This window comes from uncultured Bradyrhizobium sp., from assembly GCF_947648125.1.
In the GTDB taxonomy this organism is placed as follows: domain Bacteria; phylum Pseudomonadota; class Alphaproteobacteria; order Rhizobiales; family Xanthobacteraceae; genus Bradyrhizobium.
Genome location: NZ_CANSMR010000003.1, coordinates 198,789 through 213,949 on the forward strand (window position 1 = coordinate 198,789; position 15,161 = coordinate 213,949).

Here is a 15,161-nt window from a genome sequence, read left to right on the forward strand (position 1 = left end):
ACCACACAATGCTCTGCTTGGTGACATTGAGCGAACGAGAAAGGGGCATCGATGGAGGAGATCACGCATTTCATTGCCCTGCCGTACGACCGGGCCGATGGTGGGCTCGTTCCGGGCCAGCAGGCCAAATGCGCCAGCCCAGCCGCGGCGATTGAGCACGCCAAACACTTATGGAAGACGTTCGGCCACGCTGGTGCTGCGGCAATCGTCCGTACCGGCCATCCGGAGACGAAAACGACCGTGCTGAGGACATATGGCATGGTGCCAAATGACCTGGAGCAAGAACCATCCGCTCCCCATTTGCGGTGAGGGGCAATCCTGCGATTCCTTGTGCTGGATCAAAACGCCGCGGGCCGCCGCATGCTTGCATCCTAAGACGAGCACCCCATACTCCCGTGAGGTTGTCTCGATATTCAATGCCCGGCCCTTGCCGGGCATCTTTTTGTGGACGTTGCGGCCCGAATTGGCGTGCATCTTTGAGCTGGCTCAAGCCATTCCCGTCATATTCGCCCTCTAACGTGGAACCGACAGCGGCGTCCGAGGTCATCTTTGAATCCCGGGAGAGCGATATGCAATCTGCGACCACTCCAAACGAGCAAGCGCGGGCGGACGATCTTGAGCTGCTCGATCGCTATTGGCGAGCCGCCAATTATCTCTCCGTTGGACAGATCTATCTGCTGGCGAATCCGCTGTTGAGAGAGCCGCTGAAGCCCGAGCACATCAAACCGCGCCTACTCGGACATTGGGGCACCACGCCGGGGCTCAATTTCATCTATGCCCACCTCAATCGCGCAATCCGCGCTTCCGACCTCAACGTCATCTACATCTGCGGTCCCGGCCATGGCGGTCCCGGCATGGTCGCGAACACCTATCTCGAAGGCACCTACACGGAAATTTACCCGGAGGTGACGCGCGATGCGGACGGCTTGCGCAAACTGTTCCGCCAGTTCTCCTTCCCCGGCGGTATTCCGAGCCACGCGGCGCCTGAGACGCCCGGCTCGATCCACGAAGGCGGCGAGCTCGGCTATGCACTGGTTCACGCGTATGGCGCAGCGTTCGACAACCCCGATTTGATTGCCGTTTGCGTCGTCGGCGACGGCGAGGCGGAGACCGGCCCGCTCGCGGCGTCCTGGCATTCCAACAAGTTCTTGAACCCGGTACATGACGGCGCAGTACTGCCAATCCTGCACCTCAATGGCTACAAGATTGCCAATCCCACCGTGCTGGGGCGAATGGATGACGAGGAAGTCCGCAACCTCTTCATCGGCTACGGCTACGAGCCGCTATTCGTCGAAGGCGACGATCCGCGTGCCATGCATCGGTTGATGGCCGACACGCTCGATACCGGGCTCGCCGGCATCCGCTCGATCCAACAAGCCGCGCGCCAGCAGACCGGCGGCCTCAAGCGGCCGCGATGGCCGATGATCGTGCTGCGCAGCCCGAAGGGCTGGACGGGACCGAAGGAAGTCGACGGGCTGAAGGTCGAAGGCTTCTGGCGTGCACATCAGGTGCCGATCGCCAACGCGCGCGGCAACCCCGAGCATCTGAAACTGCTCGAACATTGGATGAGCACCTACGAGCCCGACAAGCTGTTCGATTCAAACGGCCGGCTCGTACCTGAACTGCAAGCCCTTGCGCCCGCGGGCGACCGTCGGATGGGGGCGAACCCGCACGCCAATGGGGGCCTCGTGAAGCGGGAGCTGAAGCTGCCGGATTTCCGTGCGCATGCGGTCGAGGTCACCGCTCCGGGTGACGCCGTCGCCGAAGCCACGCGAGAACTCGGCAAGTTCTTGCGCGAAGTCGTGGAGCTGAATGCGGAGGCCCGCAATTTCCGCATCATGGGTCCGGACGAAACCGCATCCAACCGGCTCGACGCGGTCTTCGAGGCCACCGACCGGGTCTGGATGGAGGGCATCGAGCCCTATGACGTCCATCTGGCTCATGACGGGCGAGTGATGGAGGTCCTGAGCGAACACCTCTGCCAAGGTTGGCTTGAAGGCTATCTGCTCACGGGCCGCCACGGCTTCTTCTCCTGCTATGAGGCCTTCATCCACATTGTGGATTCGATGTTCAACCAGCACGCCAAATGGCTGAAGGTCTCGCGCGCGCTGCCCTGGCGGCGGCCGATCGCGTCGTTGAACTACCTCCTCACCTCGCATGTCTGGCGTCAGGACCACAATGGATTCAGTCATCAGGATCCCGGCTTCGTCGATCTCGTCACCAACAAGAAGGCCGATATCGTCCGCGTCTATTTTCCGCCGGATGCCAACACCCTGCTCTGGGTCGCGGATCACTGCCTGCGTACCTATGACCGAATCAACGTAATCGTCGCGGGCAAGCAGCCGGGACCGCAATGGCTGTCGATGCGCGAAGCAATCACCCACTGCGAAGCCGGCATCGGCATCTGGAATTGGGCCGGCACTGAGCTTCTCGACACAGAGCCCGACGTGGTGATGGCCTGCGCAGGCGATGTTCCGACGCTGGAGACCCTCGCCGCCGTCGACCTGCTGCGCAAGACATTGCCGGACCTGAAGATCCGCGTCGTCAACGTGGTCGACCTGATGACGCTGCAGCCGACGGAGCAGCATCCGCACGGCCTGTCCGACCGCGACTTCGACAGCCTGTTCACCTGCGACAAGCCCGTCATCTTCGCCTATCACGGCTATCCCTATCTGATCCATCGCCTGACCTACAGCCGCACCAATCACGATGGAATGCACGTGCGGGGCTTTGCGGAGGAAGGCACCACCACGACGCCGTTCGACATGGTGGTGTTGAACGGGCTCGACCGCTTCCATCTCGCCATCGAAGCGATCGAGCGGGTGCCGGGGCTCGACATCGCAGCCGCGCACGTCAAGCAGCAATTCCGTGACGCCCTGATCGAGCATACGCGCTATGTGCGCGAGCATGGCGAGGACATGCCGCAGATCCGTGACTGGGTCTGGCCCTACGGCACAACAGACCACAAATCCGTTGACTGAGGCAGCGAACACGCGAGAGAGACCGTCTATGTCCGACTGCGTCCTGGTGCTCAACGCCGGCTCGTCCAGCATCAAGTTCGGCCTGTTCGACATCGCGCCGGCCGAGCCAAAGCTGCAATGCAAAGGCCTGCTCGACGAGCAGGAGAAAGTCCCACGCATCGTGGCGAGCGACGCCTCGGGCAGGCAGCTGTTCGAGAAGCGCCGCGCGAGCGGCACGCCGGAGGACAACGGCCTGCTCGGCGATATCTTTGCCTGGATCGAGGACTATCTCAACGGCGGCAGGCTCGCCGCCGTTGGCCATCGCATCGTCCATGGCGGCCGCGAGTTCTACGGGCCGATCGTCATCACAGGGCAGACTCTCGCTGCGCTGGAGGCGTTGACGCCGCTGGCGCCGCTGCACCAGCCCCGCTGTCTGGCGCCGGTCCGGGCCGTGCAGTCACTGCAACCGGAGCTGACGCAGATCGCCTGCTTCGACACGGCCTTTCATCACGGCCTGGCCCCGCCGGTGAGCCGCTTTGCCATCCCGCGGCAGTTTGAGCAGCGCGGCATCCGCCGCTACGGTTTCCACGGCCTGTCCTTCGAATACGTCGCCAGCCGGATCGCTGTGATCGCGCCGGAATGGGCCGACAAGCGCGTCGTCGTGGCGCACCTCGGCAATGGCGCGAGCCTCTGTGCCTTGCAAAAGGGTAACAGCGTCGACACCACCATGGGATTGACCCCACTCGACGGCCTCGTGATGGGGACACGCTGTGGAACGATCGACCCCGGCGTGCTGCTTTATCTCATGAAGGAAGAAAGAATGTCGGTCGATGACGTGCAGCACCTGCTGTACGAACGTTCGGGTCTGCTCGGTGTCTCCGGGGAGTCAGCCGACATGCGCGCCCTGCTGGCTAGCCACGATCCTGCGGCTCGCGAAGCCGTCGATCTCTTCACATTTCGTGTCGCCGCAGAAGTCGCCGTGATGGCAAATACCCTCGCCGGCCTCGATGGCCTGGTGTTCACCGGCGGCATCGGCGAGCACGCCCCGGAAATCCGGCAGCGCATCTGCGATCGCCTCTCCTGGCTCGGGGTCAGCATCGATGCAGCCGCAAATGCTCAGGGCGCGCAGCGTATCGCCGCGATGGGCAGCCCGGTCGATGTACTGATCGTTCCGACCAATGAGGAAGTCAGTATTGCGCGGCACTGCCGCAGCCTGCTGGTCACAGGTCGCTAGGTCGTGACGACCTTGGCTTGGCGGCAGCCGCCGAGCAAGTCTGATCCAGGACGTTCCTTGTGAGACGCTGCAACGATCTGGTTCAGTCCGTCGCCGCGATCCACATCACGAGCTCCCTTGCGAGGGTACCGAAAGCCTTATCGAAGGCGGCGGCCGCCTCGGACGGCGTCAGCGAGTTAATTCCTTCAGATTGCTCGAGAAGCTTTGCTGCCTTGACCTGACCATTTCGATCCACGATCTTCGCGGACAAGGAGATCGTCGCGCGCGGTTGAGGTCCCTGCACAATTTCGAACCGGCGCAGGTCGATCAGCAGACGCAGCGCACCTTCTACGCCGCTGTCGGCACGCAGTGGCGCATGCTCGATATCGTAATTCTCGAAGCTCTGCAGCAACCGTGCCTGCACCAGCACCGGGAGACTGTCGCTCCACTGCGCAGCTTCGAATCCCTGAGTTTCCTCATCCGGCGTGAACAGGAAGCGCTGGGTCTGGAGGCGGGCGATCGCGGTCGGCTCCGCCATGACCAGCTGCTCGGGCAGATTCGCATGGCGTTGCGCGCCGAAGCTGTCCACCGCATGAAGGTCGTACGCCACCTTGCGCGGCGCGGGCGCACCGCCGCCGGTCATACGTTCGAGTCCGGCCACAATTCCATCGAGCTTCGGCGTGTTACGCGCGAGCCCCTCGGCGAACGTGCTGAGATTGTCGATCGTGCTGTGCAGCGGCGCGGCGTTGTCGGACAGGACGGCATCGACCCGGCGTAGCGCATCGCGGGCAGCCTGCGTCATGCTCCGCCCGGCCCCCTTTTCGGCCACCAGCGGTTCGCGTGCCGGCGGCGCCTGGGGATCGTCACCGCCTTCCAGCGCGATCACCGGAACACCGGTCAATCCCTGGAAATCGAGGCCGACACGCGTATCGGTGTGCACCGGCGTGCGCTCGGCGACCGCGATCCTGGCGCGAACCTCGCGCGGGCGCTCCGGAACCAGTTCGAGGGTTGTGACCTCGCCGACGCGGATACCGTTGAAGAGAACGCCCGCCCCGACGAGCAGGCCAGGCACGGGGTCGGTAAAGACGACCTGATACGTCTCCCGCTTTCCGATTCCACCGAAATTGTTCAGCCAGTAGACGAAGCCGAACACGGCAACGATTGCCGACAATACGAATGCACCAATGACAATGTAGGGCGCGCGGATTTCCATTTTGCGTCTCTCTCTGCCTAGTTGCCGAGGCCCAGCTTCTGCGCCCGAGCTCCGTGAAAATAGGACTGGACCCAGGGATGATCGGACTTGAGCACCGATGACAGCCGCCCGATGGCTGCGATCCTGCCGTCGGCAAGCGCGGCGACGCGGTCGCAGATGGCTTGCAGACTGTTCAAGTCGTGCGTCACCATGAACACGGTGAAACACAGCGTCCGATGCAGCGTCCGGATCAAGGTATCGAATTCGCCCGCAGCGATGGGATCGAGACCGGACGTTGGCTCATCGAGAAACAAGAGCGAGGGGTCGAGCGCCAGTGCCCGCGCGAGCGCAACCCGCTTGGTCATGCCGCCCGAGAGCTCGGACGGATACTTGTCCCCGTCTTCGCGCGTAAGGCCGACCATCTCGAGCTTCGCGTCCGCAATTTCGTCAAGCAGCCCTGGCGACAGCCGCGCGCGCTCGCGCAGCGGAAACTGGATGTTCTGGCGAGCCGTCAAGGCCGAGAACAGCGCCCCCTGCTGGAACAGGACGCCCCAGCGGCGTTCGTCATCGCTGTCGTCCGCGAAATCGATCTGCCCGCTCCGCTTCGGAAGCAGGCCGACCAATGTCCGCATCAGCACCGACTTTCCGCCGCCCGACGCGCCCACGAGGCCGAGAATTTCGCCGTCGTTCACGTCGAGATCGAGATGATCGAGGATGATCTTCTCGCCGAAGCCGACCACGAGGTCGCGGATATGGATCGCTGGCGTGTCGGCCATGGCTACATGCCGATCGAAGCGAAGAAGACCGCGAACAACCCGTCGAGCACGATCACCAGGAAGATTGATTTCACGACCGACGCCGTCGTCTGCTGTCCGAGCGACTCCGCGCTGCCCTTGACGCTCAATCCCTCCACCGCCGCGACAAGCCCGATTACGAGCGCCATGAATGGCGCTTTGATGATGCCAACCTCGAAATGAGTGACTGAAACCGCATCGTGAAGGCGTGCGATGAAGATCGCCGGACTCATGCCGCCATAGAGCCAGGCGATGAGCCCGCCGCCATAGAGCGCCGCGAGCGAGCCGAGAAAGGCGAGGATCGGCAGCGCCACCACCAGCGCCAGGATTCGCGGCAGGATCAGGACTGCGACAGGATCGAGCCCCATGGTGCTGAGGGCGTCGATCTCCTCGCGCATCTTCATCGCGCCGATCTCGGCGGTATAGGCACTGCCCGAGCGTCCGGCGACCATGATGGCCACGATCAGCACGCCAATCTCGCGCAGCACGAGGATGCCAACCATGTCGACGACATAGGATTCCGCGCCGAAGCGGCGGAAATGGAAGATGCCTTGCTGAGCAATGATGGCGCCGATCAGGAACGTGATCAGCACCATGATCGGCACCGCTTGCCAGCCCACCCGGCCGAGTTGATAGACGGTCGACGTCAATCGGAACGATCGCGGATGTCTGAGAATGCCGAGCAGCGCTGCGCTGAAGGCGCCGAGCATATGCAGGAATGCCGCCGAATCGGACACCAGCCGCCTGCTGCCGCGGCCAAGCTGATCGAGCCTCTGCAGCAACGGGTTGACCGATCTGCGTTCGGCGTGGCCGGAACGGTTCAGTCCTCGTACCTCTTCCAGCAGGTCGCCATATGGACCGTCGGCACCGGTGAGTGCTGCCCTGGTCGCGCCGCCGCGGGCCAGCCTTTCGAGCAGCCAAGCCCCGACCGTGTCGAGCGCAGTGACGCGACGCAGATCAATCGCCCCAATGTCGGTGCGCGCCGCCCCCTCGCACAGCCGTTCCAACCGCTCGACATTGGCAACGTTCCAGGCCCCACATGCGGTAAGCACGCGCGGATCGTCCGTATTCGCTGTCAGGGCCGGGGCGTTGAGCAAGATTCGGACTCCAATTTGCAGTTCACCTTAGGCTGCTGGAGACGGCTGTGTTTGACCCAGCGCAACCGGCCTCACCGTGCTCCCCAGACATGCGCTTGACCCAAATCAACGGCTTGGCGAGCCGCGGCACTAGAATTGAATAGGTTGCCCGGCAGCCTCGGGCATGTTCAGGGAGATTTTTGATGAATCGCGCCGCCTTCACACCTCTGCAAAACACCGCGTTGCCGCACTCGTTCAGGCAGGTTCGGCTCGAACGCGCGCGCGAGCATGATCACCCCGAGGGCGCGTCCGCGATCGGCTATATCATCGTCGCCCCGCTCGACACGGCATCGCGGATCGATGTCGAAGCCTGGAAAGCCCACCGCGAGGCGTGCCGCGTCGTTCGTCAGCGCCCCGCGGAAGACGATCAGCTCGGTCACCTCGTTCATGGTCCGGGCGGCAACTGGCGCTTCCACTACGACGTGGCTGGTTCGACAGCCGATGAAGCCGGCTATCATTTCGGCAATGAGCGCTTTCGACTCGGCGAGTATGTCTCCGTCCGCGAGGCGGATGGCATGCATCCCTATCGTGTCGTTGCCGTCACGCCGCTTTGATCGCGACTGCGCCGGATCAGAATGTCGGCCCCCAAGCCATCCACCACCGGAAGGGAGAGGTCGAGGACGACATTGACGATCCGGTGGTCGGTCGGCTCTGTCACGGCGGTGAACCCGAGCTCATGGCACATGTTCAGCATGGTGGCGTTCTCAGCCAGCACTTCACCTGACAGCCGCTTCAGCCCTTCCGATCGCGCATACTGAATCAGAAGCTGCATCAGCGCCCACCCAAATCCTCTGCCCTTGAGGTCGGACTGCAACAGGATAGCGTACTCGGCATTCTCGTAGAGCGAGTCCGAATGAAGCTGGACTGCTCCCACCATGGCGCCAGTGCTCGGATCCAGCGCCGCAAAGGCCATCGCGCGCGCGTAGTCGAGTTGGGTCAGCCGCGCAATGAACGCATGCGAAAAATTCTTCATTGCCTGGAAGAAACGAAGTCTGAGATCCTCGGCCGTTACACGCCTGAAGAAGCTATCGACCATGGGCTCATCTTCCGGCCGCAACGGCCGCACCACGACGCGCGAGCCGTCCTTGAGGACAAGCTCTCCTTCCCATTGCGACGGGTATGGCCGCACCGCGAGCCGCGTCTGACCGGCAAACAGCCGCGCGGGCTTGCGGATCGCCACGCGCGCGTCGAGCGCCAGCACACCCGTCTCGTCAGCGAGCAGCGGATTGATGTCGAGCTCGGCGACCTCCGGAATATCGGCCGCCATCTGTGCCAGCTTGACGAGGGTAAGCGGCACGGCTTCGGCCGGTACGGCGGACACATCGCGATAGGCCGCAAGCAGCCGCGAGACCCGGGTGCGCCCGACCAGGTCGCGAGCGAGGTTCATGTCGAGCGGCGGCAGCGCCAGCGCCTTGTCGTTGATTACTTCGACGGCGGTGCCGCCGCGGCCAAACACGATCACGGGACCGAAGGTCGGATCGTCGGCAATACCGAGGAGCAATTCGCGTGCAGCGCGTCGCTCGATCATCGGCTGTATCGTCACGCCTTGCAGGACGGCATCCGGCCGCGCTGCCCGGGCGCGCGCGAGCACCGTCCTGGCCGCCTGTGCGACGCTTTCGCGAGTCCGCAAGCCGAGAATGACACCGCCGATGTCCGACTTGTGCCTGATGTCGCGAGAGAACAGCTTCACCGCTACGGCAAGCCCTTGTGCAAGAAAGGGCGCGGCCTTGTCCACGGCTTCGTCGGCATCACGGGCCACAACGGTCGGAACAATCGGAATATCGTACGCCTTGAACAGGGCCACGATTTCAACTGGGTCAAGCCATCCCCGCCCCTCGGACAGCGCTTTCGCAATCACGCGCCGCGCCGCCACCGTCTCCGGCGCAAACGTCGCGGCGATACTGGGCGGAGTTGCGGCCAGCGCGATGGAGGCCTCGCGATATCTCACCAAGTACATGAAAGCGCGCACCGCGTCATCTTCGGTGGGAAAATGCGGGACGCGGGCAGCTTCGAAGGTTGCCGCGGTGCGTTCGTCGGCACCATCCCAAGATGCAAGCACCAGCGCGGCAACGTCACTCTTCCTGGTCCGACGGTCACGAACACATTGTGCCACCGCTTCGGCGATTCCTTCGGTCGGCGCGACCGCCGTTTCCACGTTCATGACCAGCACGGCGTCGCTGTTGGCGTCCTCGAGCAATGCGTCGAGCGCAGACACGTAGCGGGCAGCATCGGCGTCGCCGGAGATATCGACGGGGTTGGCGCGAGACCAACCTTGTGGCAGAACCCGATCGAGCGCTGCAATCGTCTCCGCCGACAGGCTCGCCGGAACGCCCCCGAGCTCAACGAGCCGGTCGATCGCGAGGATGCCGAGCCCACCGCCATTGGTCAGGATCGACAGCCGGTTGCCGCGCGGAACGAAGCCGCGGCCAAGTAACTCGGCGCAGTCGAACAATTCCCGAAGGTCGTATACGCGCAGCATGCCGGCCCGGCGGAACGCCGCATCATAGACCGCGTCCGAACCGGCCAGCGCTCCGGTATGGGTGGCTGCGGCCTTGGCGCCCTGCGCCATCCGGCCCGCTTTCACGACAATCAGCGGTTTGAGCCGCGCCGCAGCGCGCGCGGCCGACATGAACTTGCGCGCATCCTTGACGGCCTCGGTGTAGAGCAGGATCGCGTTGGTGTGATCGTCCTGCGCGAAATAGTCGAGCAAATCAGCGACATCGACGTCGAGCTGGTCTCCGATCGATACGATGCCGGAGAAGCCGAGCCGCCGCTCTGCCGCCCATTCGATCATCGCGGCAGCAACGGCGCCGGACTGCGAGATCAGGGCAAGACGCCCGTCGGCAGGCTGATGCGCGGCAAAGCTCGCGTTGAGCTTCGCGCGCGGCACCATGACGCCGAGACAGTTCGGCCCGATCAGGCGTATGCCGTGCATGCGCGCCGTCCGCGCGACCATCTCGGCAAGCGAGCCGGCGCCGTGCCCGAGACCGGCGGTCAGGATCACCGCACCGGCGACGCCGAGCGCGGCAGCGTCCGAGATGATCCCGGGAATCGCGGCCGCCGGCGCCGTGATCGCGAGGAGATCCGGAACGAACGGAAGTGACTTGAGATCCGGGGACGTAGTCTCGCCGTCGATCGCAGCGTAGTTTGGATTGACCACGGCGATGCGGCCGGAAAAGCCGCACGCCTTGAGGTTCATGAGCACCGCCAGGCCGAGCGAAGATGGACGCGAACTGCCGCCGACAAGCGCGACTGTTCGAGGCGAAAGAACCCGTTCTAGACCAAACGTAGACATCGGACGGTCTCGCAGGGAACGAGCGGAGGCGCCTGCCGCTTCGTGCAGCGCGCCAGAGCCCGCATGACATCCTCGCGAGCAATGATCCCGACCAGGTGGCGATACTTGTCAATCACGGGCAGGCTCTTGAGCCGATGTGCGACCAACATCTGCAGAACACGCTGCAGATTTGTGTCCGGCTCAACCGCGATCACATCTGATGACATGATCTCATCGACCGTCGTTCCCATCCGATCGTCGTAACGTGGCAAGATGTGATCGGTCGGACAGGCGAACACCTTCAGGGCGTCGAGTTTCGTGACGAACCCGACCACGACATCGTCGCGGAGCACGGGATAGGCGTCATAGTCGTCTTTTGCGAACAACCGGTATAAGTCGCCGACGGTCATCTCGGGGGCGACACTTCGCACCGACTTCGTCATATTGCTCGCGACGGTTTCCTGGAGAAACTCGTACATGGCTGATCCCCTTGGATAGATGGCTATTTGGCGGGCACGTCGCCGGCCGACGGGCGACGCGCTCGCAAGGCGGTTACGCCGCCGTCTTGATGTCGATCTGCTTGCTCTGCCTGGGAGCCGGCTTCTTGACGGTGACCTTGAGCACGCCCTTGGCGATTTCGGCGCTGACATCCTCCGCCTTGACGCCCTCGGGCAATGCAACGGACCGCGAGAATGCGCCGAAGCTGCGCTCGATCAGGTGATAGTCCTTGTCCTGCTCCTCGCGCTCGCTCTTCTTCTCGCCCCGGATCGTAAGCATGTTGTCGGCGAGGTTGAGTTGAACGTCCTTGGTCTCGAGGCCGGGCAGCTCGGCGGAGATCTCGACGGTCTTGTCGGTCTCGCTGACGTCCATGCGCGGCATCATCGCCTGCGGCGCGGCGAACGCCGGGAAGTTGCGACCGAATCCATCGAACAGCCGGTCGATCTCCTGCTGCAGAAATGTGAAGGGGTTATTTTCCCGCCGCGCCATGGCGCGCTCGGTTCCAACGGGGATCACATCCTTGACCATCAGGACCTCCTGTTTGGGAGTTGCTCGCTACGCAAAGCTAATCAGGAACAGCCGCCCGGCCGTTGACGAGGATCAAAACCGGGCCAATGTCATGTGATCAAAGGAAGGGCGAAGACCCTAGCGAGTTCCGTCATGCACGCCATGATCCTGCCCGCGCGCGGCGCGCGGCTGCAATATACCGAGCGGCCCGATCCGATTCCTGGCCCGGGCGAGGTGCGCGTCAAGATCAATGCGTGTGGCGTTTGCCGCACCGACCTGCATGTCGTCGACGGAGAACTGCCCGACATCGCCTATCCAATCGTTCCCGGCCATGAGGTGGTTGGCCGTATCGACGCGATCGGTGAAGGCGTAGACGGTCTGCATCTCGGCACACGCGTCGGCGTCCCCTGGCTCGGATCGACCTGCGGGCGTTGTCCCTACTGCCGGGACGGCAAGGAAAACCTCTGCGACGCTCCTCTGTTCACCGGCTATACGCGGGACGGCGGCTTTGCCACCCACCTGGTGGCAGACGCGCGCTACTGCTTTCCGCTCGGCGAAGACGGCGAGGATGCGGAGCTGGCACCGCTGCTGTGCGCCGGCCTGATCGGCTGGCGCTCCCTGGTGATGGCTGGCGACGGCCGCAAACTCGGCATCTACGGTTTTGGCGCGGCGGGACATATCGTCGCGCAAGTGGCGCGTTGGCAAGGGCGGGATGTGTACGCTTTCACCCGTGCGGGCGACACCGAGGCCCAGCACTTGGCATTATCGCTCGGCGCATGCTGGACGGGAGCTTCAGAAGATCGGCCGCCGGCCGAGCTTGATGCCGCAATCATCTACGCCCCGGCCGGGCCGCTTGTCCCGCTCGCGCTGCGCACGCTGCGCAAAGGCGGACGCGTGGTCTGTGCCGGCATTCACATGTCGGATATCCCGAGCTTTCCCTACGACATCCTTTGGGGTGAACGGCAGATCGTTTCCGTTGCCAACCTGACGCGACAGGATGGCATCGACTTTCTCAAGACGGCGGCAAAGGCTGGAATCCGGACGCACGTCACCGTCTTTCCCTTGGATCAGGCGAATGAAGCACTTGCGAGCTTGCGGGACGGCAAGTTCGTCGGCGCAGCCGTCTTGAAGCCATGATGAAGCCGGCATCACCGACCGACACGACTACAGGCGAGACCGGCCAGGCCGCCGTATTGTCGTTTTTGGCCGGCGATATCCAGCCGCATGGACCGGTGCAACGGATCGACACCCATTGTTCGATCGTCTTTCTCGAACCTTCGCGCGTCCTGAAGATCAAGCGAGCGGTCAAGCTGCCCTATCTCGACTTCTCGACATTGGAGAAGCGGCGGCGCGCTTGCGAGGATGAGATTGCGGTCAACAAGCGCCACGCCCCTTCCATCTATCGCAGGCTGGTTCCGATCACGCGTGGACGCGATGGTCTTGCGATCGGGGGGACCGGACCGGTTGTCGAATGGGCCGTCGAAATGGCTCGCTTTGACGAAAACAAGACGCTCGATCATCTTGCCCAGCAAGATGCAATCCGGCCGGAGTTCGGCGAGAGACTGGCCGCTATCCTGCTCGAATCCCATCGGACCGCAACCGGACACGAAGGATCCCCATGGCTTGCCTCGCTCCCTGTCATCATCGATCGCAATACGGAGCAGTTTTGCGCTGAGTCAGTTCTCTCCCGGGAGGAAATCGATAGATTGCACGAACTGAGTCATCAGGCCCTCGCGCGCAACCTCGAACTGCTGCGCCGCCGCGCCGCCGCTGGGCAGGTCCGGCACTGTCACGGCGATGCACATCTCGGCAACATCGTCCTGCTCGACGGCGAGCCCATTCTGTTCGATGCGATCGAGTTTGACCCCAATATCGCGACGACCGACGTCCTCTACGACCTCGCATTCCCCGTGATGGACCTGCTGTACTTCAGACGGGAGACCGTGGCCAACAGGCTGTTCAATAGCTACATGCAGACCGCCTGGGACACGCAATCGGGTGCGTTGTGTTTGCTGCCACTGTTCCTATCAATGCGCGCAGCGATCCGGGCCAACGTGCTCTTCACCAAGGCACGGCAACACCAGTTCGATCAAGCGATCGGCGCCCAAGCGAGGCGTTATTTCGAGCTTGCACGCCGGCTCATTGAACCGGAGCCGCCCCGCCTAATTGCAGTTGGCGGGAAGTCCGGTACCGGCAAGAGCGTGCTGGCGCGCGACATGGCGCATCTGATCGCGCCGCCCCCGGGCGCCTTGGTTCTGCGATCGGATGTCATTCGCAAGCAGCTCTATCACGTCGCCGAGCACGCCACATTATCGCCGGAGACCTATACTCCCGAAGCATCGAACCGCGTCTACCAGGCCATGCTCAAGCATGCCGCGCACACATTAGGCCAGGGAGTTTCAGTAATACTCGATGCGGTCTTTCTGAAGCCGGTGGAACGTGGTGCCGCGGAAGCGGTTGCTCGCGACGCAAAAGTTGACTTTCGCGGTATTTTCTTGACCGCCGGGCGCGCCACACGGCTGCACCGCGTGGTATCGCGGCAGGACGACGCGTCGGACGCGACGTCCGATGTAGTCCTGATCCAGGACAACATTGAAACCGGAACGATCGATTGGGATATTGTAGACGCTTCCGGCACGCCCTCCACCACGCTTGAACTCAGTACTTCCCGCCTGCTGGCGTCCCCAACAGAACGGGCGAGCGGTACATCGCCTAAGGGAAACTCCTGAATTGGTCGATGCCGTCAGGTCTGGCAACATTCTCCCATTGACAGGAGGAGTTCCATGAAACGGCGATTAACCTTCATCTTTGTCGGTAGTGCGATCCTCGCGGTCGTGCTCGCTCTATTCTGCAATTGGTACTTTCCGGACGTGATACCGCTTGCCTCGACCGAGCCGGCACCCACAAGCTGGCGGCTTGACGCCGCCTTTGCCGTCTCCACCGTCAGATGGACCGCGGCATTTGTTGCTGCCGCGTCTGCAATAGCCCTGATGTTCATGAACATCACCAAGGGTTCTAGTGAGCTCGAAGGACGATAGACGCTTCCATTCCGGACACGTCGACGCCATCCGTCACCTCCTTTCCGAGGGCCGGCCTGAACAGCCGGCCCTCGGCTGGTGGATCGCCCCGTGGCGATACCATTCCGAACTCGGCCGAAACGATCTGCGCCAACCCAGCGAAGCCTCTTCGACATCCCTCCCGATTAGGACCCGACGCCGCGCGTCCAGTCGTTTCGAGCCCTACTGCATAACCGATCCAGCGCGTACGTGAAGTGCAACAGCAAATATTATGAGCGAATGGCGCCGATACCAGCGAACCATAACGGACGCCCCAATCCCAAGGCCATCGACCGAGCTCGAGCTGTCACGTTTGTCGCCACAGGCTCCAGAGACTGCCGGCCAACAGGAGCCCGATCACGAACAGGATAGCCACGAACATTTGCATGATGTCAAAGTTCAGAGAATCGCGCGCGACGAACAGCGCGGCGATGGATCCCGCAAGTATGAAGAAAACGCGAAGGATCAGACTCATGGCTTCCTCGCTGCAACCTGATGCGACCTTTTCCATCCTAGCGGCTCGCGGCGGTG

Annotated in this window: 14 protein-coding genes; 7 read left to right on the forward strand and 7 right to left on the reverse strand. The window is 63.0% G+C overall.

Features of this window, described 5'->3' with window-relative positions; translation table 11 throughout:
- The first annotated feature begins 51 nt into the window (after window positions 1-51).
- From Q0030_RS07885 to Q0030_RS07895, 3 genes are all read left to right on the forward strand, one after another.
- Window positions 52-309, forward strand: a complete 258-nt coding sequence (locus tag Q0030_RS07885) for a hypothetical protein (protein ID WP_298365123.1) — start codon at window positions 52-54, stop codon at window positions 307-309.
- 260 nt (window positions 310-569) lie between these two features.
- Window positions 570-2,981 (forward strand): phosphoketolase family protein, encoded by a 2,412-nt coding sequence (locus Q0030_RS07890; protein ID WP_298365124.1) that lies wholly within the window; start codon window positions 570-572, stop codon window positions 2,979-2,981.
- 28 nt (window positions 2,982-3,009) lie between these two features.
- Complete coding sequence (locus Q0030_RS07895; protein WP_298365125.1) at window positions 3,010-4,194, forward strand: acetate/propionate family kinase; 1,185 nt, start codon at window positions 3,010-3,012, stop codon at window positions 4,192-4,194.
- Between the two features lie 82 nt (window positions 4,195-4,276).
- Here Q0030_RS07895 and Q0030_RS07900 read toward each other — a convergent pair whose 3' ends face one another.
- Genes Q0030_RS07900 through Q0030_RS07910 form a run of 3 tightly spaced genes read right to left on the reverse strand, consistent with a single transcriptional unit; the run spans window position 4,277 to window position 7,211 of the window.
- Window positions 4,277-5,386 (reverse strand): MlaD family protein, encoded by a 1,110-nt coding sequence (locus Q0030_RS07900; protein ID WP_298365126.1) that lies wholly within the window; start codon window positions 5,384-5,386, stop codon window positions 4,277-4,279.
- Window positions 5,387-5,403: 17 nt separating this feature from the next.
- Window positions 5,404-6,141, reverse strand: a complete 738-nt coding sequence (locus Q0030_RS07905; RefSeq protein ID WP_298365127.1) for an ATP-binding cassette domain-containing protein — start codon at window positions 6,139-6,141, stop codon at window positions 5,404-5,406.
- 2 nt (window positions 6,142-6,143) lie between these two features.
- Window positions 6,144-7,211, reverse strand: coding sequence for an ABC transporter permease (locus Q0030_RS07910; RefSeq protein WP_298365129.1), 1,068 nt, complete (start codon window positions 7,209-7,211; stop codon window positions 6,144-6,146).
- A 227-nt stretch (window positions 7,212-7,438) separates the two neighbouring features.
- Between Q0030_RS07910 and Q0030_RS07915 the strand changes: the two genes are divergently transcribed.
- Entirely contained in the window at window positions 7,439-7,849 is a 411-nt protein-coding gene (locus Q0030_RS07915; protein ID WP_298365130.1) for a hypothetical protein, read from the forward strand.
- On the opposite strand, the gene Q0030_RS07920 is transcribed toward Q0030_RS07915, so the two are convergent.
- From Q0030_RS07920 to Q0030_RS07930, 3 genes are all read right to left on the reverse strand, one after another.
- On the reverse strand, window positions 7,819-10,590 hold the full coding sequence (locus Q0030_RS07920; protein ID WP_298365131.1) for a bifunctional acetate--CoA ligase family protein/GNAT family N-acetyltransferase: 2,772 nt from the start codon (window positions 10,588-10,590) through the stop codon (window positions 7,819-7,821). The two genes, Q0030_RS07915 and Q0030_RS07920, sit on opposite strands and share 31 nt — an antisense overlap.
- The gene (locus Q0030_RS07925; RefSeq protein ID WP_298365132.1) at window positions 10,572-11,048 is read right to left on the reverse strand and encodes a CBS domain-containing protein; all 477 of its coding nucleotides are present in this window, start codon (window positions 11,046-11,048) and stop codon (window positions 10,572-10,574) included. Before Q0030_RS07925 ends, Q0030_RS07920 begins: the two co-directional genes overlap by 19 nt.
- Before the next feature lie 73 nt (window positions 11,049-11,121).
- The gene (locus tag Q0030_RS07930) at window positions 11,122-11,595 is read right to left on the reverse strand and encodes an Hsp20/alpha crystallin family protein (protein WP_298365133.1); all 474 of its coding nucleotides are present in this window, start codon (window positions 11,593-11,595) and stop codon (window positions 11,122-11,124) included.
- 132 nt (window positions 11,596-11,727) lie between these two features.
- Between Q0030_RS07930 and Q0030_RS07935 the strand changes: the two genes are divergently transcribed.
- The 3 genes from Q0030_RS07935 to Q0030_RS07945 are packed head-to-tail and all read left to right on the forward strand — an operon-like array spanning window position 11,728 to window position 14,612.
- Entirely contained in the window at window positions 11,728-12,711 is a 984-nt protein-coding gene (locus Q0030_RS07935; RefSeq protein ID WP_298365135.1) for a zinc-dependent alcohol dehydrogenase family protein, read from the forward strand.
- Window positions 12,711-14,303 carry a bifunctional aminoglycoside phosphotransferase/ATP-binding protein gene (locus Q0030_RS07940; protein WP_298365137.1) on the forward strand — a complete coding sequence of 531 codons (1,593 nt, stop codon included), beginning with the start codon at window positions 12,711-12,713 and terminating at the stop codon, window positions 14,301-14,303. Before Q0030_RS07935 ends, Q0030_RS07940 begins: the two co-directional genes overlap by 1 nt.
- Before the next feature lie 54 nt (window positions 14,304-14,357).
- A complete protein-coding gene (locus Q0030_RS07945; RefSeq protein ID WP_298365139.1) occupies window positions 14,358-14,612 on the forward strand; it encodes a hypothetical protein in 255 nt (84 codons plus the stop codon).
- A 325-nt stretch (window positions 14,613-14,937) separates the two neighbouring features.
- Here the strand turns inward: Q0030_RS07945 and Q0030_RS07950 are convergent, their stop codons facing one another.
- On the reverse strand, window positions 14,938-15,141 hold the full coding sequence (locus Q0030_RS07950) for a hypothetical protein (protein WP_298365140.1): 204 nt from the start codon (window positions 15,139-15,141) through the stop codon (window positions 14,938-14,940).
- Between the last annotated feature and the right edge of the window lie 20 nt (window positions 15,142-15,161).